The 24,756-nt window shown below is 40.2% G+C and carries 24 protein-coding genes; 22 read left to right on the top strand and 2 right to left on the bottom strand.

Annotated elements, in window-relative coordinates; all coding sequences use genetic code 11:
• Nucleotides 1–136 precede the first annotated feature (136 nt).
• Both QSJ46_RS10220 and QSJ46_RS10215 read left to right on the top strand, forming a co-directional pair.
• The gene (locus QSJ46_RS10220) at nt 137–1,906 is read left to right on the top strand and encodes an ABC transporter ATP-binding protein (protein WP_285604691.1); all 1,770 of its coding nucleotides are present in this window, start codon (nt 137–139) and stop codon (nt 1,904–1,906) included.
• A complete protein-coding gene (locus QSJ46_RS10215) occupies nt 1,903–3,621 on the top strand; it encodes an ABC transporter ATP-binding protein (protein WP_285604690.1) in 1,719 nt (572 codons plus the stop codon). The genes QSJ46_RS10220 and QSJ46_RS10215 overlap by 4 nt, the downstream gene beginning before the upstream one ends.
• Here QSJ46_RS10215 and QSJ46_RS10210 read toward each other — a convergent pair.
• Nucleotides 3,608–3,868 (bottom strand): acyl carrier protein, encoded by a 261-nt coding sequence (locus QSJ46_RS10210; RefSeq protein WP_165585039.1) that lies wholly within the window; start codon nt 3,866–3,868, stop codon nt 3,608–3,610. The genes QSJ46_RS10215 and QSJ46_RS10210 overlap by 14 nt on opposite strands.
• Before the next feature lie 101 nt (nt 3,869–3,969).
• Between QSJ46_RS10210 and QSJ46_RS10205 the strand changes: the two genes are divergently transcribed.
• Genes QSJ46_RS10205 through QSJ46_RS10190 form a run of 4 tightly spaced genes read left to right on the top strand, consistent with a single transcriptional unit; the run spans nt 3,970 to nt 7,926 of the window.
• The gene (locus QSJ46_RS10205; protein ID WP_285604689.1) at nt 3,970–4,983 is read left to right on the top strand and encodes a hypothetical protein; all 1,014 of its coding nucleotides are present in this window, start codon (nt 3,970–3,972) and stop codon (nt 4,981–4,983) included.
• Nucleotides 4,984–5,002: 19 nt separating this feature from the next.
• Nucleotides 5,003–5,581, top strand: coding sequence for a CYTH domain-containing protein (locus QSJ46_RS10200; protein WP_107163680.1), 579 nt, complete (start codon nt 5,003–5,005; stop codon nt 5,579–5,581).
• A gap of 6 nt (nt 5,582–5,587) precedes the next feature.
• Nucleotides 5,588–6,733 (top strand): nucleotidyltransferase domain-containing protein, encoded by a 1,146-nt coding sequence (locus tag QSJ46_RS10195; protein ID WP_224928294.1) that lies wholly within the window; start codon nt 5,588–5,590, stop codon nt 6,731–6,733.
• Between the two features lie 23 nt (nt 6,734–6,756).
• A complete protein-coding gene (locus tag QSJ46_RS10190; protein WP_212039831.1) occupies nt 6,757–7,926 on the top strand; it encodes a hypothetical protein in 1,170 nt (389 codons plus the stop codon).
• Here the strand turns inward: QSJ46_RS10190 and QSJ46_RS10185 are convergent.
• Nucleotides 7,923–9,005 (bottom strand): serine hydrolase domain-containing protein, encoded by a 1,083-nt coding sequence (locus QSJ46_RS10185; RefSeq protein ID WP_285604688.1) that lies wholly within the window; start codon nt 9,003–9,005, stop codon nt 7,923–7,925. The two genes, QSJ46_RS10190 and QSJ46_RS10185, sit on opposite strands and share 4 nt — an antisense overlap.
• A gap of 109 nt (nt 9,006–9,114) precedes the next feature.
• On the opposite strand from QSJ46_RS10185, the gene QSJ46_RS10180 reads away from it, so the two are divergent.
• The 16 genes from QSJ46_RS10180 to QSJ46_RS10105 are packed head-to-tail and all read left to right on the top strand — an operon-like array spanning nt 9,115 to nt 24,746.
• A complete protein-coding gene (locus QSJ46_RS10180; protein WP_285604687.1) occupies nt 9,115–10,344 on the top strand; it encodes a methionine adenosyltransferase in 1,230 nt (409 codons plus the stop codon).
• A gap of 5 nt (nt 10,345–10,349) precedes the next feature.
• Nucleotides 10,350–11,384, top strand: coding sequence for a hypothetical protein (locus QSJ46_RS10175; protein ID WP_285604686.1), 1,035 nt, complete (start codon nt 10,350–10,352; stop codon nt 11,382–11,384).
• 13 nt (nt 11,385–11,397) lie between these two features.
• Nucleotides 11,398–11,949, top strand: coding sequence for an AAA family ATPase (locus QSJ46_RS10170; protein WP_285604685.1), 552 nt, complete (start codon nt 11,398–11,400; stop codon nt 11,947–11,949).
• Nucleotides 11,950–11,953: 4 nt separating this feature from the next.
• Nucleotides 11,954–12,943: a phosphotransferase enzyme family protein gene (locus tag QSJ46_RS10165; RefSeq protein ID WP_285604684.1), complete on the top strand. Its 990-nt coding sequence runs from the start codon at nt 11,954–11,956 to the stop codon at nt 12,941–12,943.
• Nucleotides 12,940–13,668 carry an SDR family NAD(P)-dependent oxidoreductase gene (locus QSJ46_RS10160; protein WP_212039834.1) on the top strand — a complete coding sequence of 243 codons (729 nt, stop codon included), beginning with the start codon at nt 12,940–12,942 and terminating at the stop codon, nt 13,666–13,668. The genes QSJ46_RS10165 and QSJ46_RS10160 overlap by 4 nt, the downstream gene beginning before the upstream one ends.
• 14 nt (nt 13,669–13,682) lie before the next feature.
• On the top strand, nt 13,683–14,456 hold the full coding sequence (locus QSJ46_RS10155; protein WP_212039835.1) for an SDR family NAD(P)-dependent oxidoreductase: 774 nt from the start codon (nt 13,683–13,685) through the stop codon (nt 14,454–14,456).
• A 15-nt stretch (nt 14,457–14,471) separates the two neighbouring features.
• On the top strand, nt 14,472–15,278 hold the full coding sequence (locus QSJ46_RS10150; RefSeq protein WP_224928311.1) for a histidinol-phosphatase: 807 nt from the start codon (nt 14,472–14,474) through the stop codon (nt 15,276–15,278).
• Between the two features lie 24 nt (nt 15,279–15,302).
• Entirely contained in the window at nt 15,303–16,385 is a 1,083-nt protein-coding gene (locus tag QSJ46_RS10145; RefSeq protein WP_268429895.1) for an inositol-3-phosphate synthase, read from the top strand.
• Between the two features lie 3 nt (nt 16,386–16,388).
• Nucleotides 16,389–17,240: an HAD hydrolase family protein gene (locus tag QSJ46_RS10140; protein WP_285604683.1), complete on the top strand. Its 852-nt coding sequence runs from the start codon at nt 16,389–16,391 to the stop codon at nt 17,238–17,240.
• Nucleotides 17,241–18,377 (top strand): aminoacyl--tRNA ligase-related protein, encoded by a 1,137-nt coding sequence (locus QSJ46_RS10135; RefSeq protein ID WP_285604682.1) that lies wholly within the window; start codon nt 17,241–17,243, stop codon nt 18,375–18,377.
• On the top strand, nt 18,364–19,494 hold the full coding sequence (locus QSJ46_RS10130) for a nucleotidyltransferase family protein (protein WP_224928322.1): 1,131 nt from the start codon (nt 18,364–18,366) through the stop codon (nt 19,492–19,494). The genes QSJ46_RS10135 and QSJ46_RS10130 overlap by 14 nt, the downstream gene beginning before the upstream one ends.
• A gap of 4 nt (nt 19,495–19,498) precedes the next feature.
• Nucleotides 19,499–20,755: an ATP-grasp domain-containing protein gene (locus QSJ46_RS10125; protein ID WP_224928325.1), complete on the top strand. Its 1,257-nt coding sequence runs from the start codon at nt 19,499–19,501 to the stop codon at nt 20,753–20,755.
• On the top strand, nt 20,742–22,052 hold the full coding sequence (locus QSJ46_RS10120) for a type III PLP-dependent enzyme domain-containing protein (RefSeq protein ID WP_224928328.1): 1,311 nt from the start codon (nt 20,742–20,744) through the stop codon (nt 22,050–22,052). The genes QSJ46_RS10125 and QSJ46_RS10120 overlap by 14 nt, the downstream gene beginning before the upstream one ends.
• Nucleotides 22,018–23,211 carry an acyl-CoA dehydrogenase family protein gene (locus QSJ46_RS10115; RefSeq protein ID WP_212039842.1) on the top strand — a complete coding sequence of 398 codons (1,194 nt, stop codon included), beginning with the start codon at nt 22,018–22,020 and terminating at the stop codon, nt 23,209–23,211. The genes QSJ46_RS10120 and QSJ46_RS10115 overlap by 35 nt, the downstream gene beginning before the upstream one ends.
• Nucleotides 23,212–23,227: 16 nt before the next feature.
• Complete coding sequence (locus tag QSJ46_RS10110) at nt 23,228–24,223, top strand: hypothetical protein (RefSeq protein WP_285604681.1); 996 nt, start codon at nt 23,228–23,230, stop codon at nt 24,221–24,223.
• A complete protein-coding gene (locus QSJ46_RS10105; RefSeq protein WP_048239793.1) occupies nt 24,192–24,746 on the top strand; it encodes a hypothetical protein in 555 nt (184 codons plus the stop codon). Before QSJ46_RS10110 ends, QSJ46_RS10105 begins: the two co-directional genes overlap by 32 nt.
• The last annotated feature ends 10 nt before the right edge of the window (nt 24,747–24,756 follow it).

Raw genomic sequence — 24,756 nt, 5'->3', positions numbered from 1 at the left:
ACTGTCTTTTTTGTTATAATGATACAAATTACACATTGTCATGACTAAAAACATTTTATATAATCCAAACAAGGATCGAAAAAGATGTAAAAAAATTCCGTTTTTTGTTGAAAAAGAGCAAAAGGCTGGTGATGGATTGAAACAAATCGACAAGGGTTCAAAGCAGTTATGGCGTGTTTATTTATGGACACTTTCATTCTTAAAGCCTTATACAGGTAAAGTGATTCTAGTTATTATGAGTGGTTTCGTTATTACTTTGAGTGAGCTCATAATACCTAAATTTATTCAATATTTTATTGAGACCATTTTGCCAGCAAAAGACTTTTCAAAAATGAATGGTTTATTGTTAGGACTGACTGGCTTAATTGTACTTGGCATTATACTGACCGCCGCACGAAATTTATGGCAAAGAAAATTAATTGAACAAGCCTCAAGAGATTCACAATTTGCTGCCTTCCAGCAAATTCGTCAACTTGGTTTCTCATACTACGAACAACATTCTGTTAGTGAAACACTCTCCTTTGTTAACACACAGACACGAGCTGTACAAGAAATTTACAGACGATACTTCCCACAATTTATCAATCAGACATTATTTATCGCCATCTCACTTTACTTTATGATAAACATTTCTATTTTTCTCACACTCATCATCATTCCAAGTTTTATTCTCTACTATGTCTTTGGACCATGGCTTGAAAAAAAGGCAACAATCTACGGTAGACAAAGTGCAGAAGGTTTTCGCACGCTACAAACAAAATTATACGAAAGTCTTGCTTCGATGGAAGAGCTTAGAATTTTAGGCTATATGAAATGGGATATGGAACGAATTCAACGACTGCATGAAAAAGTGCGCCAAGATCATGAGAAAAATGTGTTTTTCGCCTATTTACGAGGAAGCAATCGCAGGCTGACTTATTATATTGGCGCTATTGCCACTTTTGGTATTGGTATCCACCTTGTAAAGACTGGACAGCTGACGACAGGTGGTTTTGTAGCATATATCCTATATTATTTTTCAGCGATGCATATGCTTACTTCCATTGTCACACTTTTAACAGAACAACGGATATTAACCTTTCAAATTGAGCCTTTATATCATTTTATGAAAAAAACACCTGATATTAGAGAGCCTCAGCAGCCGGTGCACCTTGATCATGTAGAAGGCGATATCGAGTTTCATGACGTCAGTTTTCATTATCCAAATCATCCTCCTTTATTAAAAGGGATGAATCTACATATTCGGAAGGGTGAAAAAGTAGCGCTTGTCGGTACGAGCGGCGGAGGGAAAACATCACTTCTTAAGCTAATGGGACGCTTTTATGATCCCTCAGCTGGGATGATTACACTGAATGGGGTAGATTTGCGCCATTTACCTACTAGTCAAATAAGAGGTGCGATGGGATTTGTTTTTCAAGAAACGTTCTTATTCAATATGAGTGTAAAGGACAATATTCGTTTTGGAGATACAAGTCTTTCAGATCAACAGATCATTGAAGCCGCAAAAAAAGCAGACTGTGATTCATTTATAAAAGAATTAGAAGATGGATACGACACCATACTCGGGGAAAGGGGATTAAAACTTTCCGGCGGGCAAAAACAAAAAATAGCGATTGCCAGGCTATTTGCTAAAAATCCAAGTGTTGTATTACTCGACGAAGCCACAGCATCTCTTGACAATGTCAGTGAGCAAAAAGTCCAGCAGGCATTACACCAAACATTTAAGGATTCTACTGTCATTGCAGTTGCACACCGTTTATCAACAGTCAGACATTTTGACAGAATTATTTTTATAAAAGATGGTTGTGTGTTAGAGACTGGATCTTTTTATGAATTGATGAGGAAAAAGGGGCATTTTTACCAATTAGCGTCTGACCGCTCAGAAAAGGAGGCAGGTGTAACATGAGAAAAAATTGGCTGTTTCTTTTAATCACAAGGCAAAAATGGATGCTCCTCCTTGCTCTTTTACTCGTTTTGATTGAAGCAGCAGCTAATTTAGCCATGATAGGACTGCAAAAGTGGCTCATTGATGATGTTCTTTTGCATAGTGGTATCAGTCCACATTTTTCCCAGATCTTGATGCTGTTTGCCATTATATTTCTTGTGTATGTTGTGATGTTTGTGGCGAGTCCGTATGTGATGCATAAAAACTATCTGACCATCCACCATTCATTGCAGAAAATGATGCTAGATCAGCTTCAGCAAGTATCCATGAGATCATATAAAACTCACCCAGTTAGTTTTTATTTACACAAGCTTAATCAAGATGTAAAGACAGTTGCTGTCACGGCTGCTTTACATATACCGAAAATTGTCCAAACGATTTTTATGGCCGTTGTTTTATCTATCGTTTTACTATCTGTGAGTTATGTCTTATTTTTCTTGCTTCTCTTTGCAAGCACTTGTTATTTCATTATCGGTAAAAAAATGGCGAAAACGGCAACAAACATAGCAAAAGATGTGCAGGAGAGAAAATCAGACCTATTCGTGCATGTAGAAGAGGGAATTTCTTCCACGAGGGAAGTTGTCGCATTTGATCGACGCAAGTGGGAAATCGGTTTGTATGAAAAGCTATTTAACAAAATGATGGATCGTGTCATGAAAGAAGGTAAGTTTCAAAACAAGCTTCTTTTTTTAACAGAGCCATTGAAATGGTTTGGGATACTATCAGTTCTAGTGTTTGGCACATATCAAGTAGCAGCAGGAAATATGTCCATCGGTTTATTTGTCGTCATTTACCAATATGCATCTCAATTAATGAAGAGTTATCAAGAGTTATTCCAGTATATATTTGAATTTTTCCAGCAGCGTGCATCTGTTCATCGAATCGCAGAAGTGCTGCAAATGGAAAACGAAGAAAAAGGAACAAAACGAATAGATGCTGTAGAAGACGTGATGTTTGAAGATGTTTGCTTTTCTTATGAACAAACCTCTAAAGGCGCTTTAGACGGCTTGAATCTTCATATTCCAAAGGGAAAGAAAGTGGCGATTGTTGGAGCGAGCGGCAGCGGGAAATCGACAATCTCAAAGCTCACACTTGGACTTTACCAGCCAGATAGCGGGGGAATTTTAGTGAATGGGATTGATCTATCAGAGATAAATCCATCTCATTTATTAAGGCGAATAGCCGTTGTTCCGCAAGAACCTTATTTTTTCCCAGACACTATACGCCTGAATTTAATCATGGGATTAAATGATGTGAGCGAGGAACAACTTGAACAGGCTTGTGAAGTTGCACAAATTCTCTCCTTCATCAAAGGGCTTGAAAAAGGTTTTGATACAGTCATTGGAGAGAGGGGGATTTCCCTATCAGGAGGACAAAGACAGCGTTTAGCTATCGCCAGAGCACTTTTAAAACAGGCTGATTTACTTATATTAGATGAGGCGACCTCCGCGCTAGATCGGCAGACAGAAAGGAAGGTTCAACAAGGGATAGATGATGCCAAAGGGGGCGGCACCTTGCTTGTTATTGCACACAGATTATCGACCATACAAAATGCAGATATGATCTATGTACTTGAAGGCGGTGCTGTTCAAAGCTGCGGTACTCATGAGGAGCTGATGGAAGCCTCCTCGCTTTACCGCTCTTTATTTATGGCACAGGTGATTACAGCGTCTTAGTCAGTTTGTTTTTAACCAAAGTGAAGAGTCGATCTAAGGTGCGGAAGTGGTCGGGATGTAATTCTTCGTCTTCAAAGGCAATATGAAAGGTGTCCTCTAATGAAATAACAAAAGAGACGATTTGGACAGAATTTAATCCTAAAGCTTTTAAACTATCATCCCGGCCTGGCTGCTCATTGAGAGACAACTTATTCATGACAAGCTGGACGATTTTTTCTTCAACTTCAGTTAGTGTCAATTCATTCATGCCGCGGCTCCTTTCTAAGAGATTGATATATGTTACATTTTGGTTGATGAAGGAAAAAAATGCAATTGTTTTTATAAATCTATCATAAGGGGTGGCATCCATTGTCATATGTAAGCTATCAAAAAAATGATGTTCGTGTCGTATTAGGTGCAGATGAATCAGTTCAGAATTTAGTTATAAGTAAAGTGCATCCCTATATTGATTGCAGCAAAATAACAGAAAAACATGAAGGTGACGTTTGGACGATTTTCACCAGTAAATATGCACAAGAAATTCAAAAAGAAATACCACTTGAAGAAGTCTTTTACGAAACGAAGATGGAGCCCCGCTGCCGCTACCTATATGACGGAGAGAAAAAAGTCATTGTCATAGATGAACCAAAAGATGTCAGATGGGCAGCCCAGCATGCACTCCGGTTAATAAGAGTTTTGCTTCGCCTTTTGTGTTATCAGGATGGACTCATCTATTTGCATGGGGGCATGATGGAGTTGAATCAAAATGGAATTGTCCTAGTAGGCGGATCAAGGGCAGGGAAAACGTCCACCATCTTATCCTTATTATCATTAACCGATGCCCGGTATATCACAAACGATGATATCGGTGTTTCATATACGAACACCGAGTACACAGGAACTGGCTGGCCGAGGTCTATGAGTATTCGGAAAGATTCGTTTGAAGCCATTGAAAAGCTTGGTACCCCATACAGACTCCAAACATCGAGTCATCCATTTAACGAGGATGATAAAAGCTATCATTTTGTATATCCAGAGGAGTTAGAAAAATGGTTTTCACGTGAAGTCAAAACAATGGGGAAAATCGATGTGATTGTGTTTCCTGAATTTTTACCTCACGGGCAAACTGGTGCAGAACTATCTAAAATGACTCCGCATGAAGCAGCGAAACGTCTGAACGAGCATGCAGTCATTAATCCTGGAAGACATAATGAATTCTTATTACCGTTTTTCACATTGCCGACACCCGAAGAGCTAGAACCATTTCTTAACGCACTAGCGGAAAAGGTGCCTTGTTATTCATTAAAGCAGGCATTTACTTCTTTAGAGAAAGGTACTGTCCTCATTCAAGAGCTTCTTGAACAATCCGACATTGTCGTGTAAGACTTTTTGGAGGTGAGTTATGGTTGAGCAGGAGTACAAATATTTGTTGTCACAAGCAGATTTTCAGCACATATATGACATGTTCATACAAAGTCATACCCCTACTTATGTACTTAATTTCAATTACTATTACGACACACCAGATTTTTTATTAAAACGATTTGGCTATACCGTACGTATCCGTCAAATCAGCGGCAAACTAACACTTGAAATCAAACGCCCCAGTCAAACGTCTGGCTATAAAAGAGTAAGAGAAGAGACGTCATTACCTATTGAGGAGCTACCGCAAAAACTAGATATACAGAACATCATGACGTCTTTACCGATAACAATCACTCAACAGCCAGAATTGTTAGGACTATTAGTCACTGAACGAACAACCTTTTACATTGAGAAAGGCATCAAAGTGGATTTGGATCAAAGCAGCTATCTTGGCATTACAGATTATGAACTGGAAATTGAATATGACAGTGAAAAAGCATATGAGGCAGAACAATTGTTTCATACACTAACTGATGATTTGGACATGCCAGTCAATCGAAAAGGAAAGCGCTCTCGATTTATCACTAGATATCAATCGTTTTACGGGAAGGAGTAGTCAAACATGCAGTCTGTTTTGGATCAATCCACTCTCTCAAACGAGCAGAGGCTGTTATTACTTAGCTCACGTATTCAATTGAATGAACAAGAAGAAGAGTCTATTAGAGCTCTATTGAAAGATGGCATCGATATGCCTAAATTAATTGGACTGGCATCAAGACATAAGGTACTTCAGCTGATGACACCTCATTTAATTCGCCTTGATGATGAAAAGAGCATGACGACAACATACAAATTTTTGCTTCACTATCACTATATAGGGAATCGGCAAAAAAATGTGGAGAGATTCAAAGAATTCAAGCGTCTGTTACAAACATTCCGAAATGCAAAGCTGAAAGCGGTCCCCCTTAAAGGCGCCATTTTAACCCCGCTTGTGTACAAAGATTATGGACTGCGAATGATGTCAGACCTTGATTTCTTAATTCATCCAGATGACCGGAAAAGTGCCTCATCATTGCTCAAGAAAGAAGGGTTTATCATCGGGAAATATGACTGGGCAGCCGATCAGGAAATACCGATTGAAAGAGAAGAAGAAATGATGTGGAGAATGAATGCCGGGAATCTTTATTCACATATTAAACGAAGCGGAGAAGATTTTCTAAAGGTACACCGAGTCGATTTCTCTTATGATGTTGAGCTGAAAAAAAACTACGAAGCAACAAATGCTTTGCTGGATGCTGCTGAAGAAAAATCCTTCTTTCAAACAGATGTCTATTTGCTTCAGCCGTTAGATTTTCTTATCCATCTTGCCTTTCATCTATATAAGGAGGCAACAAACGTACAGTATGTCTACTTACATGCAGATCTTAATTTGATTAAGTTTTGTGATGTAAGGGAGTACGTCATGTTTGCTGAAGAGCAAAATCAGCTTGATTGGCACGCTTTGCAAGAAAGAGCGAAGGAATTAGGGGCCGAGAAAGCACTTTTTTACACGTTTACGTTTTTAGATTTATTGTATCAAACGAACTATATTGACCAATTGAAGCAGCTAGACATGAGTGACCAATCATTTTTAGAAGCCTATGGAGAGAATGATTTCGGTTCTTTGAAAATATGGAAAAAATCTTTTGTTGAACGCTTTTTCAGCTTGGATAATCGCGATGAGCTTGAAGAGGAACCAGCGATACAGCTATTTCCTGAAAGGCAATAGCAAATTGAAGAGGAGGATTCGATATGGATATAAAAGCGTTTTTTGAAAAGCCGAAGAACGATTTTCCTTATGAAAAATCATTTGTGTTTGCAGGTATTCATTTTCATATTCTATCAATGGAATTGCAGGCGATTGAAGATATTGAACATTATATCCCAAAAGAATTGGATCGCCGTGAGGGAGATATCCCTTCACAGATTGAGATACGGTTTATCATTGATCCGGAGCTTGAACAGTCTGTTCGCAGTGCTTGCTTTCAAAAGGGTGAAACCATTACAGCAAAAAGGAAGTTTACCTACAAACGATTAAAATTAGACGATCAAGTATTATTTGCCTCACATGAAGGTGACGAACCGCACAGTGTGGCGGTCAATAAAGGGCGTTATGCTGTGATTGGAAAAAACAATAATGAGTCTGCGATACGCTGTCCACTGCGGATCGTTCGAGAAATTGCCCTTAGAACATTAGAAAATCAAGGTGGCTGTTTTACGCACGCAGCAGCTGTCTCTTTTGAAGATGGCCAAAAAGGAGCGCTCATTATCGGCGATAAAGGTGCTGGGAAGTCAACTACTATGTGGCAGTTTTTGCATTATGGAGGAGCAGATTTTATCACAAACGATCGTTCCATTTCAGTGCTTGAAGATCAGGAACTTACTGTGTATGGATGGCCGATGTGTTTGGCGCTTGGAGTAGGAACTGTCCAAGCCACAACAAATATACAGGAACTGAAAAACAAAAAATTCAGCCGGTCTCAAGATAAAAGAATATGGGATGAAACCATATCAACAGAGGAAGAGGCAAAAGAAAAATGGGCGAGCGGCTGTAAGTTTGAAATTACACCAAAAGAAGCTGCTGAAATGACAGGAACAACGATTAGAAGCTCTACGAAAGTAGATATGGTGATTTTCCCCTCACTCAAAATAGGTTCTGGTGAGATTAGGCTTGTGCCAGTAAAAAGAGATGATCAAAGAGCAAAAGACATTATGGCAGCAAATATAAGAGAACCAGAAGATCCCGACTATTTAAAAGGCTGGCTCGGACTTCGGCATGTGTCAGATACCTTTCTGGAGCAAAAGGCATCTGAGCTTATCCATCACTTGTTTAACATGCCATGCTTTTATTTAGAGGGTGATCCGCGTCACCTGCAAGAAGCAATTCCAGATCTGTTAAACAAAAAAGTCAGTTCGATTTAAAGAGACGATTGTCTAAACATTCGTTTGAGCCGGTCTTCACGTTTTTTCATTTGCTCGTGATCTGCTGGCAGCAAAATTTGAAAGAGCATTTCGGCAATTGGCCGTGCGAGCCTTTCGTCAGAGTTCATTAGAATGCAAACACCTAATTTTCTCTTTGGAATGAATCCAATATAGGAGGTGAACCCTTTAATTTCTCCGCTATGTTCAGCCAAGGTGAATCCGTTAAAAGGTCTCAAAAACCATGAAAGACCAACACCTCTGCTGAAATCTTCTTCAACCATAACGGGGCTTTGCATTTCTTTTAGTGAATGCTGTTGAAGCAGGCTGTTTGCACCGAATTGATCTTGAATGAATTGAATCAGATCATCTGCTGTGGAGATTAGTCCGCTTGAACCGTCCTCCCAAGATGGTGTTTCAGCACTTGGATAGGATACGCCGGACAGGCCTGAGGAAGAAGCTGTATACCCTTTAGCTGTGGATGCTGTTTCAATAAATCCAGTTTGCCTCAAATCGAGCGGTTTTAGTATATGGGTGTGCACTAATTCTCTATATGGCTGATGACTCACCTTTTCTAGCACTTTACTTAATATAGAGTAGCCAAGACTAGAATAATTGATGATAGACCAAGGCGGTGTGAAAATAGTGAGTATTTCAATACACTGAGCTAGAGTCATATCTCGTAAATGATTGGCTTTGTCGAGTGCTTTGGGCAGGCCTGAGATATGAGAGGCAATCATTCGGAAAGTGAGTGGAATTGGTTCAGACAAGTGACTTTTTATGAAAGAAAGTAGTGGTTCGTAAGTATGAATGGGTGCATCGAGTTGAATAGATCCTTCCTCTCGCAATTTCATCATAACCATTGCAGTAAAAGGCTTAGTCACAGAACCAATTCGAAAGGTTGTGTCTTTTGTAACAGGGGTGCCGCTTTCAATATCAGCGAGACCCTCATGCCACGACCAAATGTGCTCATCTTCATGAGAAATACAAATGGAACAGCCGGGAATTTGATGTTGTTCTAATAATTTCCTTATATCGGTGGTTGTATCTTGCAGACGCTGCACGATCGATTCATTGATCAAAATAGACACCTCTTTCATACAGAATATATATATATTACCAAATGTTTCATGTTGTTTTAAGATGAATGATTAATATTTTTATATTTTAAAAGAGAGCGGGCGATAGATAATGAAAACAATTCAAAAAACCATTCTTGATATTTTAAAAGGTGATGGACAAGATATCGAACAAATTCCATATGAGCTTGTGGAACGTAAAGGTGTAGGACATCCAGATACGATGTGTGACGCTATAGCAGAAAGAGCTTCTCAATACTATTCTCAATATTGCATGGAGCATTTCGGCAGAGTGGCACACCACTGGTTTGACAAAGTCATGCTTCTTGGCGGAGATGCTGATGTTTCGTATGGGAAAGGGACAATGGTCAAACCGTATCAAGTTGTATTTGCTGGAAAAGGCGCATACGCATACGGCGATGAGTCCATTCCTCTTAAAAAGATTCTCTTCGATGCGGCAAAGGATGTGTTATCAGAGGTGACAACAGGATTTGATCCTGAAGAACATCTCGTCATTGACTGCCGAATCGTTGATCATCAGGGGGCAGGCCGCAAAAATTCACGATATCGTCCGATGGTTGAAACGGACATGATTGAAATCGGTGATCCAAAGCTTGTGTCAAACGACTGTAACTTACTGCATGCTCATGCCCCGTTAAGCCGTCTTGAGAAACTGGTTCTTTATACAGAGCGTTATGTGAATGGACCAGAATTTAAAAAGGTCAATCCAGATACCGGATGGGATGTAAAAATATTTGGAAGCAGACGTCATGAAGATTTTAAACTCATAGTGAACATGCCATTTCTAGCTAAAGATATTCATAGTCTTGAGGAGTATTTTGCCCGCAAAAAAGAATGCCAAGATCAAATCGCTCGCTATATCCATGAAACGTTAGGCCTCACGCCTGATCTCATGCTGAACGCTACAGATCGCAATGGCCGTCCGTACTTAACAGCGCTAGGTTCTGTAGCAGATACCGGCGATGTAGGAGTTGTTGGAAGAGGAAATCGATTAAATGGACTGATCACCCCAATGCGGTCTATGAGTATTGAAGCGCCGGCTGGGAAAAACCCGCTTGATCATACAGGAAAATTATATGGGGTGCTCGCACAACGGCTGGCAGATCAAATTTTTGAGACCATTCAAAAGCCAACAGAAGTGCATATCTTTACTTCAAAAGAGGCACCGCTCCACAACCCGGATGAAATTTCCGTTCGTATTCAGCAGTGGGATGGAAATGAAGTGGATAGAAAAAGAATTGAAGACCTCGTCATGAATGCGGTTCATTCAATGGGCGATGTGACAACAGATTTAATTTTTAAAGGCGTGACAATGTGGTAAAAAGGATGAAAAAAAGAGTCATTGATGCCGTTCATGCATGTATTCATACAAAAGAACCTATGGCAGTGACCATTCATCCATATGAAATTGAAAAACAACAACAATTGAACCAGCACCATCTTCTGTTGATGCTAAAGCCTGAATTAACAAGCATCAATAAAGGTGTACAGCTTGATCTAATACTAGAGGAACTTCTCCACCGATTAGATGATCGTGAGGTAGAAATAGGAGCCGTGCGCGTTATATCATCCTTATATTTGAAAGAAAAGAAAATCATTGAAAATCAATATGGGATGCTAAATAAAATTTCTAAAAACGGTCTGAGTGAAGTGTCAGATGCAGCAAAAAAGATGCTGGCTTTGAAATACCCAGAGTTTAAAAAGAAGGAACATTTCATATATGGAGGCCATCAATTTTTACAAAAGTACAAAGAGCTCACTCCATATGGTTTAGAGCTTTTAACCCGAAACGTCAAGGTAGACAAGTTGGGTGCGGGCACATACGCCATAGAGGCCGAGGTGGATGGAGAAAAAATGCTTCTGCTCAATTCGTTCCACCCTTGTCAAATCGAGTGGTTCACTGCACCTGCAAAGTCTATTATCGTCATTGAATGTTTTTCAAAGCAGCCAATGAGGATGTTGAGAGAAGATTTCATCGGTGCAACGGACCCTAAAGAGGCTAAAGCGGGTTCTTTTAAACACATGCTGCTGTCGGAGCAAAAACGGTTTGGTTTATCTAACGTGTGTACTCGGTTTAATGGCATTCACCTATCACCGGGTCCTGTAGAAGCAATGGCGGGAATGATTCACTATTTTAGTACACCTGATACAAGACTGACTCCCGCGCATACACTTTTTGGCCAGCTGTTAAAGAAAAATGGCTTTTCGGCGGAAGTATTAGATCTATTATGTAAAGATGTATCCATTCATTCAAGCGAAACGCCCGTATTTGAATTAACAGAAAACCTAAATTGGGATGAAGCACTTGATCTGCTAGTAAAAGTGAGAAACGACATTCAAAAGCATCAACGTGTTCTGTAACGGAGGGAACAACTTGAATAATAACGGAGCTAGCCAGCGAATTTGGATTGTCGGTCCGCCTGGATCTGGAAAAACAACCCTTGCACATCAATTGAAGCAGGAGTTAACGTTACCTCACTATGAACTCGATGCCCTATTCTGGCAAGCGAATTGGAAAAAAACAGATAAGACGGTGTTTATCGATAGTGTCCATGAAATTGTCAAAGAAAAGAAATGGGTCGTTGATGGTCAATATTCATCTGTTCATCACATATTGGCTGAATATGCTGATACGATCATTTGGCTTGATGTCAAGAGAAGACAGACATTCCCCCGCCTCATGAAAAGGACATTCAAACGGCTCATCACAAGGGAGAAACTTTGGAATGGAAATAAGGAGCGAATGGGTAACGCGCTCCAATTTTTCTCATATGCCTTTCAAGTCTATCCAGAGGTGATTCATCAAAACGAAAAGCTTTTTCACAAATTAAAAGAACAATCTCATGTGAAATGCTTGCGCATAGACAAACGGGACGATGCAGACCAGGTGCTAATGAAAATCAAAAACCTTGAGAAAAAGGGGTGAGGACATGACGACATTAGATGATGCTAATAATGTCCTGAAATATTGGTTTTCGGAACAGCCGATTCGTTTAACACCTTTAAACGGGAGAAGCCCTAATGAAGGATGGCTTGTCGAAACGATCAAAAACCGTTTTGTCTTAAAAAAATGTGCGAGAAATCATGATGCGGAGTGGCTTCAATATTTAGAGGAATTAACAGATGCTCTGCTTGATCATGGCTTCCCGATTCAACCTATGATGGAGGCAGAAGACCGTCGTAAGACCATTTTATTCAAAGAACACTTTTGGCAGCTGCGGCCCTATTTCGAAGGAAGACCATATGAAATGGGCAATCGTTCAGATGAACAAGAAGCCATCCGGGTATTAAAACAGCTCCATTCATTGAAGAACTTACCGAAAGGACCTGTGAATCCAAACTGCGAATTGAAGAACTGGATTACTTCTCCGGACGAAACGCTCGGCAAGACGGCTTACTCCCTAAAAAAGGTAGTTTCTTCTAAAAAGGCTGCTGCTTTGCTCAAAGTATATGAACGGGAACTAATGAATATCATCACGCTGCTAAACCCTAGTATATATGAAGCATTACCTCATGCTGTTACACATGGTGACTTTCATTCTGGCAACCTGTTAATTCGTAACAAAAAGCTTGCCATGGTTCTTGACTTTGATACAGCAGGCTATAGACCGCGAGTATATGATGCAGCCATATCTGCTTTTTTGTTAACGAGAATCAAGAGAGGAACGTTTCAACTAGATATTGTGAAAACGATTCAATTTTTAAAGGCATATGCAGATGACTTATCCCAATATGAATGGCGTTCTATATCTGCTTTTATCAGACTTTTATATATTCCAACAGAGCGGTATTTAACACTGCTGCATACCTTTACACCTCACTTACTAAACTGGTATATTGATTGGTCTTTCGAAGCACTAGAATCTGCATCCAACCAGCTGAAGGAAGATTGGTATCTCCAAAAGGAGATGAGAATATGAAGGTCGCTGTTGTCACTGGCGGAAATAGGGGCATAGGTAAAGAAGTATGCAAACAGCTTGCGCAGTGTGGAATGCTTGTTATTTTAACTGCACGGCAGCTTGAAAGTGCCAAAATCGCTGCGTCTGAAATGACTGAGCATGTTGTGCCATTTCAGCTGGATGTAACAAATGAAGAATCGGTTGAACGCTTTTCGATATTTATGAAAGATTCGTTCGGGAGAGTGGATGTGCTCATTAATAATGCGGGTGTCTTTCATGACAACATAAAGGATCACACATTTCCATCCTTTCTAGATCTTCCTGTATCGACACTCCAAGAAACGATGAATGTGAATGTGTATGGTGCAGTCAGAATGACCAAGGCCGTTTTCCCTTACATGAAAGAGGCTGGATATGGACGGATTGTCAATGTATCTAGCGGTATGGGAAGGCTCTCTGCTATCTACGCTTCAGGCGATATCAGGCGTGACGGAAAAAGCGGCCCTTACTACCGGATGTCAAAAGCGGCGCTGCATGTTCTCACAAAAGTCACAGCTTTAGAGGGGGCACCCTATTCTATCCTTGCGAATGCGGTGTGTCCTGGCTGGGTACAAACGGACATGGGGACATCTGAGGCTGTTAAAACCATACAGGAAGGTGCATCAGGAATCGTGTGGGCGGCACAGCTGCCCCGAGATGGACCAACAGGAGAATTGTTGAGAGACGGGCAAAGACTTCAGTGGTAAGAGGAGGCAGCTACATGAGAGGTATGAAAGGAAAGACGGTTATTGTGACAGGCGGAGCTCAGGGGATTGGATATGCGGTCGCAGAACGAGCCGCACAAGAAGGTGCACAAGTCGCCATTGCTGATCACCATGTAGATTACGGAATTGCAGCAGAAAAACAGCTCAAAGAAAATGGATATGATGTTTTGTTTATAGAGGCTGATATTGCTGATGAAGCATCAATTGTTTCAATGATCGAAAAAACAGCCAATCATTTTGGGAAAATTGATATGCTGGTGAATTGTGCAGCCGTGTTTATCATGCGGGGTCTTGAAGCAACCGTTGAAGAATGGCGGCGCATCATGGATTTGAATATTATGGGACAAGCGCTTTGTGTCAAACATACTGCGCATTACATGGAGAAAATAGGAAAAGGATCGATTGTAAATATTGCCTCCATTTCAGGCCACATTGCCCAGCCGAAATATTTAACATATAACGCGACAAAAGCAGCTGTTGTCAATATGACGCGGTGCATGGCAATGGATTTGGCGGATGCGGGTATTCGTGTAAACGCAGTGAATCCAGGCACGGTATGGAACAAAAATAACGAGCGGTTCCATTTAGAAGAGCTTGGTTTGACAAGAGAGCAAGCAAATCAGCATCCTGATATTGGCGGGATGCACATGTTGAAACGAACCGCTGATCCAGAAGAGATCGCATCTGCTGTCATCTTCCTTCTTTCAGATGAAGCGAGCTTTATTACAGGAGAAAATTTGATGGTTGACGGCGGCTATACTGCCATGTAGAGGAGTAAAAATTGCATGAAATTTGATCTGCACACACATCATCAACGCTGTGGTCATGCGGAAGGGAACATCAGAGAATATATCGATGAGGCTGTCAAATTAGGTCTGGATTTTATTGGAATATCAGATCACTCCCCGTTCTTTGGTGAAGAGGCTGACCACTTTAAACCCTGGGTAGCGATGGCTAAAAGTGAATTTCAATCATATATAGAGGAAGTCCTGCAGTTGAAAAAGGAATATGACGGAAAAATTCACGTGCTGTTAGGTGTCGAATCTGACTATTTTCCAGAACACGAGGCCCTTTACCGAGACGTGTATCGACATTATCCATTTGATTATATCATTGGCTCGGTTCATGTCAGTAATGGATATGACCTATTTAACCGGAAACGGTGGGAACGAATCACAGAGCAGCAAGCCATCATTGAAAAAGAAACGTATTACGAGTTAATTAAAATGTCTGCTGAGAGTCGAATGTTCGACGTTTTAGGCCATATTGACGCCTTAAAAGGTTTTTATCCAGAGATTGCTCATCTCAAAACAGAAGCTGTCGATGATGCACTGCAAGCAATTGCGGAGAGTGGTTCTGTCATTGAAGTGAATACCTCTGGCAAAACAAAAGACTGCGGCGGCTGGTATCCATCATTGGATCTATTAGAGCGAGCCAAATTTTATGGTGTGGATGTCACGTTTGGCTCAGATGCACATCAGCCAGCCCGAGTAGCAGATGATTGGCTGAAAGTAAAACAGACGCTGAAGGAATTAGGTTACGAGGAATGGTATATCTTTCAATCTCGTCAAAAGCGAAAATTGGCTCTATAAATTCTAAAAAAAGGGGTTATGAAAATGACAAAAGTTCGCGTAGCAATTGCAGGAGTAGGATCATGCGCTTCAAGTATCGTTCAATTTGTAGAATTGGCAAAGGAAAAGATGGATACGCTCTCCGGTGTTATGCATGATGTCATTGGAGGTTATCACTTGTCTGATGTGGAATTTGTTGCAGCTTTTGAAGTAGATCAAAATAAAGTAGGAAAAGACTTATCAGAGGCTATTTTTACTAAACCAACGGCTGCAGTAAAACATATTGATGTTCCGTTTTTCCAAGTACCCGTTGAAGCAGGTCCTTTGTGTGATGGTCTTGAAGGAGATTTGTCCAACTGCATTCAGCCGCATGAACATTCATTAAAAATGAACACACATGATGTGACGCAAAGATTAAAGGACGTTCAGGCAGATGTACTAGTCTGCTTCTTACCGACGGGTTCATTTGAAGCTGTTCGAGTATACGCAGAGGCGTGTGCACACGCGCAAACTGCCTTTATTAATGCGACACCTGAACCGGTGGCAAACGATCCTGAATTTGTCAAAATGTTTGAAGAGTCGAATACCCCGCTCCTTGGAGATGATTTAAGAAGTCATTTAGGTGCCACAACACTGCATACAGCGTTAATTGAGCTATTAAAATCCCGAGGGATTGACATTACCAATACGTACCAATTGAATGTCGGAGGCAATACAGACTTTTTAAACCTTGCCAACCCAATGAGATCAACGAGTAAACAAAAATCGAAGAGAAAAGCATTATTTGCCTCTGGTATTGATGCCAGCGAAGTGGCAGCAGGTCCAAATGGATATGTCAGCTACTTAGGGGATCATAAAGTCTGCTTCCTGCGTTTGGAGGGAAATTCTGTTTTAGATTCAGACATTTCGCTTGAAATCCGTTTACAAGTAGAAGATTCTCCGAATTCAGCTGGTGTTATCGCTAACGCAATGCGTGTAGCAAAAGCAGCTAAAGACATGAATCACAGCGGTGTCATACATGACGTCTGCCCGTTCTTATTCAAAAGCCCTCCAGTTGGACAAGTAGATTCAGAATCATTGCGTCTATTCAATGAATATGTAGCAAATGCTGAGCTGAAAAAGGTGTGATCGGTGGTAGCAGAACTAAATCTTTGCGAGATAAAATTTGCCGCTTTTGACTTGGATGGAACATTAATTGATGACAGAGGCAGGCTTATTGGTGATGTCCATGGCGCAGTGAACATGCTGCGCCAAAGAGGCATTATTTCAATTATTGTCACAGGCAGAACCTATGATTCTTTTTTCTCTCTGAACTTAGATCCATCTTTACTCGATTTATTTCATCATGATGTGTTGTTGAATGATGGAAATGTGATTTGCCACCATCAAAAGAAAACATTTGACGTTATACAATATCTAGATGCTGCTATATGCCGGCAGGTCATCTCATCACTTGATGGTCAAGCTGAATTTGTCATGGAATCACACGGGAAGCATGTGGCATCAAGTAAAAGCGCTAAGTTGAAATATTGCATGCTTTACACATTTCCACGAGAAAAAATAGAGGTTGGTCATCAGAAAGAATTTAAATTTGAACGTGTGACAAAATTATTTATTTTACCGAAAGAAAAAATAGATATCGCTCATCAATTAAGAGATTGTCATTGTGATGTTGCGGATGCCCAGTTTTTAAATGCACAAGTGATATCCCCGAAAGGAATTTGTAAGGCAGATATGCTTGAACGCCATTTATTAGATTGTTTTGGAGAAAATGATTTAAATCGTGTGATTGCTTTTGGAAATGGTCATAATGACAGACTGCTGCTGAAGAAGGCCAAGTGGGGGCTGGCAGTTCAAGATAGCCATCCATCGGCGATTGAGTTATGTGATGTTCATCTGCAAGAGCCAATTTATGACTATCTCAATAAAGTTTTACAACCATTAGAAGTACCAGAAGTGATCAATGAAAAGGGAGGAATTTAGTTGAGAACCCTTCAGCTGCCTTTACCAGATGCACTAGAAGATACAATGATACCGGATTTTGTGGAAAGAGTTTCTTTTCTATCTGCCCACATTTTGCACGTTGATCTTCTTGAAGAGGAATCTGTTATTGAAGTAACAGTCGATCATACGGGAGATACAGAGGCAATATCAGCTGCGTTTTTAAAATTATCGTCAAATGTAGCTCAACTGCGGAGATTTCGTGAAAAGGAAATGAAATCAAATATTCATTTAAAAAGTGAGCCTGTTCATTCGAAACTAAACGGGGATGACCAAAAGAGAACCTTCTATGATGAAATTGAAATGGAGCTCGCACACTATTTTGATCAATTATTCTTAAGTTTGGGGGCTTCACTTGGAGCCAAATTAAGAAGATACCCTTCTACGATGAGTAAAGAATTAATGGAAAAGTGTAAATACCATACGAATTTCCCGCAAAATATTTATTCTGTCTTTGAAATACCTCATGATTACCAGGTTATTGATGACATTCGAGAAAAGCATCATGGTTTTTTGCCTGAACACTTCCAGCAAGCAGGTCGTTTTTTACAGCCATGTATTTGTTATCACTGCTATGAGGAATGGGAAGGGAAGACCTATACAGACAATCAAATGATGACAGCAGCTGGGCAGTGTTTTAGACATGAAATTTCTTGGAAAGTAGATCCTCTAAGGAAACTAGAATTTAGTATGCGTGAAATTGTCTTTATCGGTGATAACGAGTACATCAACGAAACAAGAAAAACACTTCTTGAACACACATGGCAATGTTTTCATCATCTTGGCCTTAGTGGAAAGGTTACCACCGCAAATGATCCCTTTTTCTTTTATGATGATATGGATAAAGCGAATTATCAATTAATGGCGAACAGCAAATATGAGTTAGTAGCTGTGACAGAAAAGAAAGACGTTTCGATCGCTTCATTTAACGACTGTGGAGAGATGCTTTGTGAAAGGTTCCAAATCAAGGGAGAAGATGATATGCCGCTTTATTCAGGTTGTGCCGCATTTGGTATCGATCGATGGGTTCAAGTGTTTTTACAAACTTACGGTCGAAATCGAAAGAATTGGCCGGATGAAATGTTTCATATAAAGGAGGGGCAATATGCTGCAAAGTAATCTGACTCAAGAAGAGCACACAGCCCTCATTTTATCTAATCCCTTTTTAGAAGACAGCCAGATAGAAGAGATGCAGGAGCTTCTATATCAGCAGCAAGACTGGAATGTCATTCTCGGAATGCTGCATGTTCACCGGACAGCAGGTATTGCATGGAAAAATATTAAACGTTACGCCATTCATTTAAGAAAAGATTTTAAAGCAACTTATTTTTTAAAGTCATTAGAGATTATGTATAAGGGGCAATTAGAAACGGCACGAGACAATATCACGTTAAACGATCAGTTATTCCAAGCACTAGATCAAAAAGGAATTGAGTATGCCATTGTAAAAGGAAGTGTGATTGGTCAGTGGGCATACGGCGATGTAGGGCTTCGCTTATTTGGGGACAACGATCTCTTTATCTCACAAGATCAGCTGCAAGAAACTGGACATGTATTAAAAGAATTAGGCTATATTCAAGGTTCTTGGAATTATGAAACGGAGACAGTCACACCTGCGAAACGAAAAGACATTCTTTACCTCATCATGAACTCACATCAAACCTACACCTACATGAAACCTACACCAGAATGCCGCTTTATTGACTGTCATAAAATCGATGTTCAGTTTTCAGTTGACCTCATGACAGGAAACCGGACAGATTCAATTGTCCAAGAAATGCTGTCTAGACGAATTCAAACGTCTGTTGACGAGCACCTTGTATGGTCATTAAAAGAAGAGGATATGCTGATTTTCTTATGTATTCATTTCTACAAAGAGGCGATTTATTTAAATGAAGTCGAGTCAATGAAAGATTTACTGCTTTATAAGCTGCTTGATATATATGGCATGTTTATGAGAGAAGATCTATTGGATGTGGAGCTGTTTGTCCGTCGAACGAAAGCGTATGGTTTTGAAAAGATGGTCTATTTTGCTTTGCATTATGTGAATGAAGTCTTTCCTCATACGATACCTGATCTTGTCATGGATGCACTTCAGCCTGAATCACTTGCTTATTTATCCGAAGTACTGGATGCAAATGATGTCGTTCATACCTGGAATCAGCCCATCCGTAAACGATTCTTTCACATTAATCGGTCTTTAGAAATACAAAAGCATTCTGTTCATAAGGAGTAGTGTGATGAAAGATCCGGCAGCGCTATTTGATTTTAAGGGAAGAAACGACGTCATATGGTTTGGGAATATGAATCAAGAACAAAGCTGGGATCAAACAAAGGCTTTACCTGTTATGACAGACCATGTTCAAAATGAACTAGTTCTCCAGCAAGAACAACAACTGCTTTTGATTGCTTCTAAGGATCATCATGTCATCATGCATCATCAGCCTGAACCTGCTTTTTTAGCTTATTTGGAAAAGCAAGGTGTCGAGCTTCCGCATATGGTTCAAAAAGAAGATGCCTTGAAATTAAAGGGACTCATTGTACCTTATCTTTTAGATGAATCGGTTGAAAAAGCATCATCGCTTGAAAAAAGAAAGATTTATGGCTCAAATTCAACACTCGTAAAGCGATTCAATCATAAGATTTCGACTAGAAAATGGGCAGAAGAACATCAGTTTACCGTCACGTGTGGTGCTATTTGTCAAAATGCTGACGAGTTAAAACAGACGTATGAAGAATTAAGAGCGAATCATTTCTCAAAAATGGTTCTGAAAATACCTTATGGATCATCTGGTAAGGGACTTCGTATTTTAAAAAACGAGAGAGAATTCAAGCAGCTAGTGACCTTTATTGAAAGAAGAAAAATCCAAACAGACCTTCTCTTAGAGGGGTGGCATCCAATTAAGCGATCTTTAAATGCCCAATTGCTCATTCAAGAGGAAGGATCACACTTACTTTCAATTACAGAACAGAAAATCAATGAGGACGGCATCTACTTAGGGACCGATTTTGCGCCTATTTATGAACAGGACAAAAAACGTGAATATGAAGTAAGCATGCATCGAATTATAGAACTACTATATGAAGAAGGGTATCGAGGTGTGGTTGGCGTTGATTCGATCATTGATATAAATGAACAGCTCATACCGATCATTGAAATAAATGCCCGGTTCACGCAAGTTACTTATTTACTCCCAATCATTTGTCGTTTTTTTTCAACCTACGAATATATTGAAAGCCGCTTTAAAAGATTCTCATGCAGTGCCGACCTGCCGTTTGAAGATGTGTTAACGGAGGTAACCGAAGCACTCGATCCGGGAGAAGATGGTGGGTTTTTTATTTATACTTTCGGTAAAACGAGAGCGGATGATATGTGGCATTATCGCCTGTTTATATTGTTTTACCATATGAAGAAGGATAAGCAGATTCATATGCTGACAAAGTTTGATGATATGGAATTTTCAGCAGAAAGGGGGAGAGAATTTGCCGAAAAATGACTCTACGCTCTTAGAGAAAGCGAATGGTTATGGGACGCCGATGTATGTATACGATGGAGATGCATTGAAAGATCACTATGATCACATTACAGCATGGCTCCATCAATCAGCTGAGGTGTTCTTTTCATTTAAGTCCAATGGAAATGTCTCGATTGCGTCATTGTTACGGTCTTTTGGCGCTGGTATAGAAGTGGCTTCTGCAGGAGAGCTCCTTATGGCTGTTAAAGCAGGTTATTCGCCGCAGCATATCATTTTTTCTGGACCAGGTAAGCAGAAGCAAGAGATCGATGTCGCTATCCAGCATGAGATCTATTGTATTATCGCGGAATCAAAGGAAGAGCTTATTTATATCGCAGAGTCTGCAAAGCATCAAAACAAACAGGCATCAGTAGGCATTCGAATTAACCCTGAATCCATTGAGTCACGAGCAAAAATCAAAATGGGCGGAGTTCCAAGTCCATTTGGGATAGATGAATCCAAACTGAAAGACGTATTTGACCTATTTCAGAAGTATGATCATTCGCTTGTTTTTAAAGGGATTCATATGTATTTGGGAACCCAAGTTCTTGATGAAACATCGCTTTTATCATCGTTTGAATACACGCTTAATACAGCTGTTCGAATCAAAAAAGAATATGGACTAACATGCCAGATGGTTGATTTAGGCGGCGGGTTTGGAATTCCGTATTTTCAGCATGAGACACCTCTTCATGCTGAACGGTTATTTCAAAACGTAGCGGAATTGATTCGAGCGTACGAAACTGAGCTGGAATTTCCGAGGTTTATTATTGAGATGGGGAGATTCCTTTTAGCGGAATGTGGTGTTTATTTAACAACTATACAATATGTAAAAGAATCAAAAGGGCAGACGTTTTTAATTGCAGATGGAGGAATGCATCATCATCAAGCGATGACGTTTAGAGGCAGGCTGCTCCGCAATAATTATCCAATGCGGCTCATTAAACCTTCCAGCAAACCTTCGGCTGTAGTGAAACAATCGATTGTTGGTCCACTTTGTACCCCAGAAGACTTAATCGGCAGAGAGGTAGAGCTTCCGCAAGGCGATGTAGGTGATCTTCTTTGTATTGAGAAATCTGGGGCATACGGACTTTGCTACAGCCCTACCTTATTTTTAGGTCATTCTTCTCCGCTAGAGCTGCTTTTGTTTGAAGGAAACGATTATGTCATTCGAGATAGAGGGGCCCCGGATGATCTTTTATTGAAACAAAATAGATTATTTTTTATACAAAGGAGGGATGAATATGACACTGACGGAGCTTCGTCAAGAAACGATTGATCGTCTTGTTTTGCAATTTTCGGAAAGGGCGAGTCAGCTTGATGATGAATTTCAGTTCCCGCATCAAAATCTAGACGAGCTGATTAATTGTGGATTACATGTCGCCAATATGCCGAAACAAGACGGGGGTCTTGGATATGGATTTGAAGAAACGGTGACTCTTTTGTCACACATATCTAAAGGATGCGCGTCGACAGGACTCATTATGGCGATGCATTACTATTCGCTCGGCGCATTTTCTGAAGTGCTTACAAGTGAGCAGCAGGCCGTAGTTTTTGAAGATATTTGGCGTTCAGGAGAGCTGATCGCTTCTGTTAGCGATCCGAATGTGATTTTTATTTATCAGCGTAAGCAAATGGACGGGATTCCGACCATTACCGCAGAGAAAACAGATGGCGGATATCTTGTGAGTGGAACTAAATTCACAGTGACTGGAGCACCGCGCATTAAATATTTACCGATTTATTGTCAGTATGCGCCGTCGTCATGCACATCTCAATATGGAATGACTGCGCTCTTAATGACATTACCGAGTGAAGGCGCTGCGATTGAGGAATCGTGGAATTATTCGGGTATGAGAGCATCGATGAGTCATCACATTCATTTTGATCAAGTGTTTATACCCGATCATCAGCTCATCGGTCGAGAAGGCTACGCAATAGAAGATACTGAAAATTTAATCTATTGGTTTCGTCTAGCTGTTACAGCTGTTTATTATGGCATTGCAAAATCAGCATATGAACATGCCCTCGGTATGGCATATAAAAGAAATGATCGAATTTCCAAGAAAAAATCAGCCTTTTTACCAGGCCAGCAATTTCGTATTGCAGATATGAAAATTAAATTGGATGTTGCACATTCTCAGCTTATGGCCTGCGCTCAGCAAGCAGATCAAGAAAAGAGACAAAATCATTACACAAGTGATTTGTATACGAAGACGCTGATTACAAAACATTTTGTGACGCAAGCAGCAGAAGAAATCGTGCAGCTAGCTTCTCAGGTCGAGGGCTTTTCTTCATTACAGCAAGGATCGTTGCTTGAACGTTTAAGCCGAGATGTGAAAGCGGCAAAATTTCATCCGCCTTCTGAAGATTTATTAAAAGAAGTGATTGCGAAAAAAGAGCTGGGTATTATCCCGTTAAAAAATCGCTGGGTATAAAAAGGAGGAGACATATGTGGCTACTGCAGCACCTATTTACCGGAACAATTATTTAAACTGTTCTCAATTAACGATTGCAGCCATGCTTCTTAGAAAAGGGATTGAAATTGATAGGGTTTGGAGGCAGGCAGGCCTTGTTTATAGACCTCAAGATCAAGGGTTTGTTTTGATCGGTTCCTTTAAACATTTTCGCGAGGATATTCTCCATCATAATGGCATTCATTTAGAAGAAATTTTTTACACGGAAGAGGAATTAGACCTCTATATCAACCGTGTGTTTAAACAGCATCCAAGCACAGGGACTGTCTCTGTTTCCTTAGATATATTTGAATTACCGTACTGTCCATTTTACGAAAGAGAACATGGGTATCACACATTGGAAGTACTTGAGGTAAATGATGATCATGCAGTGGTCAGTGACCATGCTTACTCCTATCATGGCACATTGAGTAAAGACCACTTGATGAAAGCTGCCCGCTCTGTATATGAACATACACCTCGAACCGAGAATCGTTATAAGTGGATCAAACATGTGGAACTTCAGAAAGAACCGGATGTACTGGTGATATTAAAGGAGCATGCTGCCATCTTAGAAGGAGCACCGCCGCATTTTGATTTGCCTGGAGCTGTCACAGGGCTAGGTGCTATTTCAGTCATTCAAAAGGATTATATTGATAGTATCAAAGACAATGAAAATGGAAATTTATTAGACAATGTTTATTTTGAAGGACTAAAGGATGTGGCCAACTCTAGAAAACATATGGTGACATTCTTATCTTCTTACGAAAATGAGCTTTTACATCACGTTATTCAAGCGTTTGAAGATGCTTATCAAAGCTGGACAGTGCTCGCCAATTTTACGGCTAGAGTAGGCCTCAGTAAAAATCCTCGCAGTATGATAGACAGGACGGCGAATCGGTTTCAAAAAACATTAGAAGTGGAGACCCGCCTGCTTACAGAACTAAAAGAGGTGATTCAAAATGAAGACCTATCAAACTCTCTCTCTTCATGATTATGTCAATAATAGAGGCATCACATATCAAAATGAATATGACAAAGGTCAATTAACAATTGGCGGAGCTTCTTTACCGGCTGAGTTAATCATGAACGTGCAAGATCCTATGATCGAAGGGATTCCTTTTCAGTTCATATATCAAGATCAAGGAGACAATATTGAATTAGAGGGACAGTCTCTTCGTTTTCCGCCACTTGAAGCAGAAGCGCTTCATGTCGTTGGCTGTTCATCCAATGGCAATCTTTACGAAGAGATTTCGTTATTACGAGAGGGGAACGTTGTCTGTGAGACTCGGCTTTCATTAACGGATGTGATTGAACGTGAACCTGCATTTCATGATCGAGCGGCATATGCATTTGATTATATTCATACGGTATCCGGCATTAATCATCATTTGACATCAAACCTATGGCTTGATTCGCTCACCTTTTCGCAAAAAGTAGTTTTTGATGAAATTCGCTTTCAAGATAATCCATTTATGCATATTTTCGCAATGACGATTCAGCAGTCAGATCATTAATGGAAGGGAG

The organism is Bacillus sp. YKCMOAS1 (assembly GCF_030268125.1).
In the GTDB taxonomy this organism is placed as follows: Bacteria; Bacillota; Bacilli; order Bacillales; family Bacillaceae; genus Bacillus; species Bacillus safensis.
The sequence above is the reverse complement of the archived record's forward strand: the minus strand, read 5'-3'. Positions and strand labels throughout refer to the sequence as shown.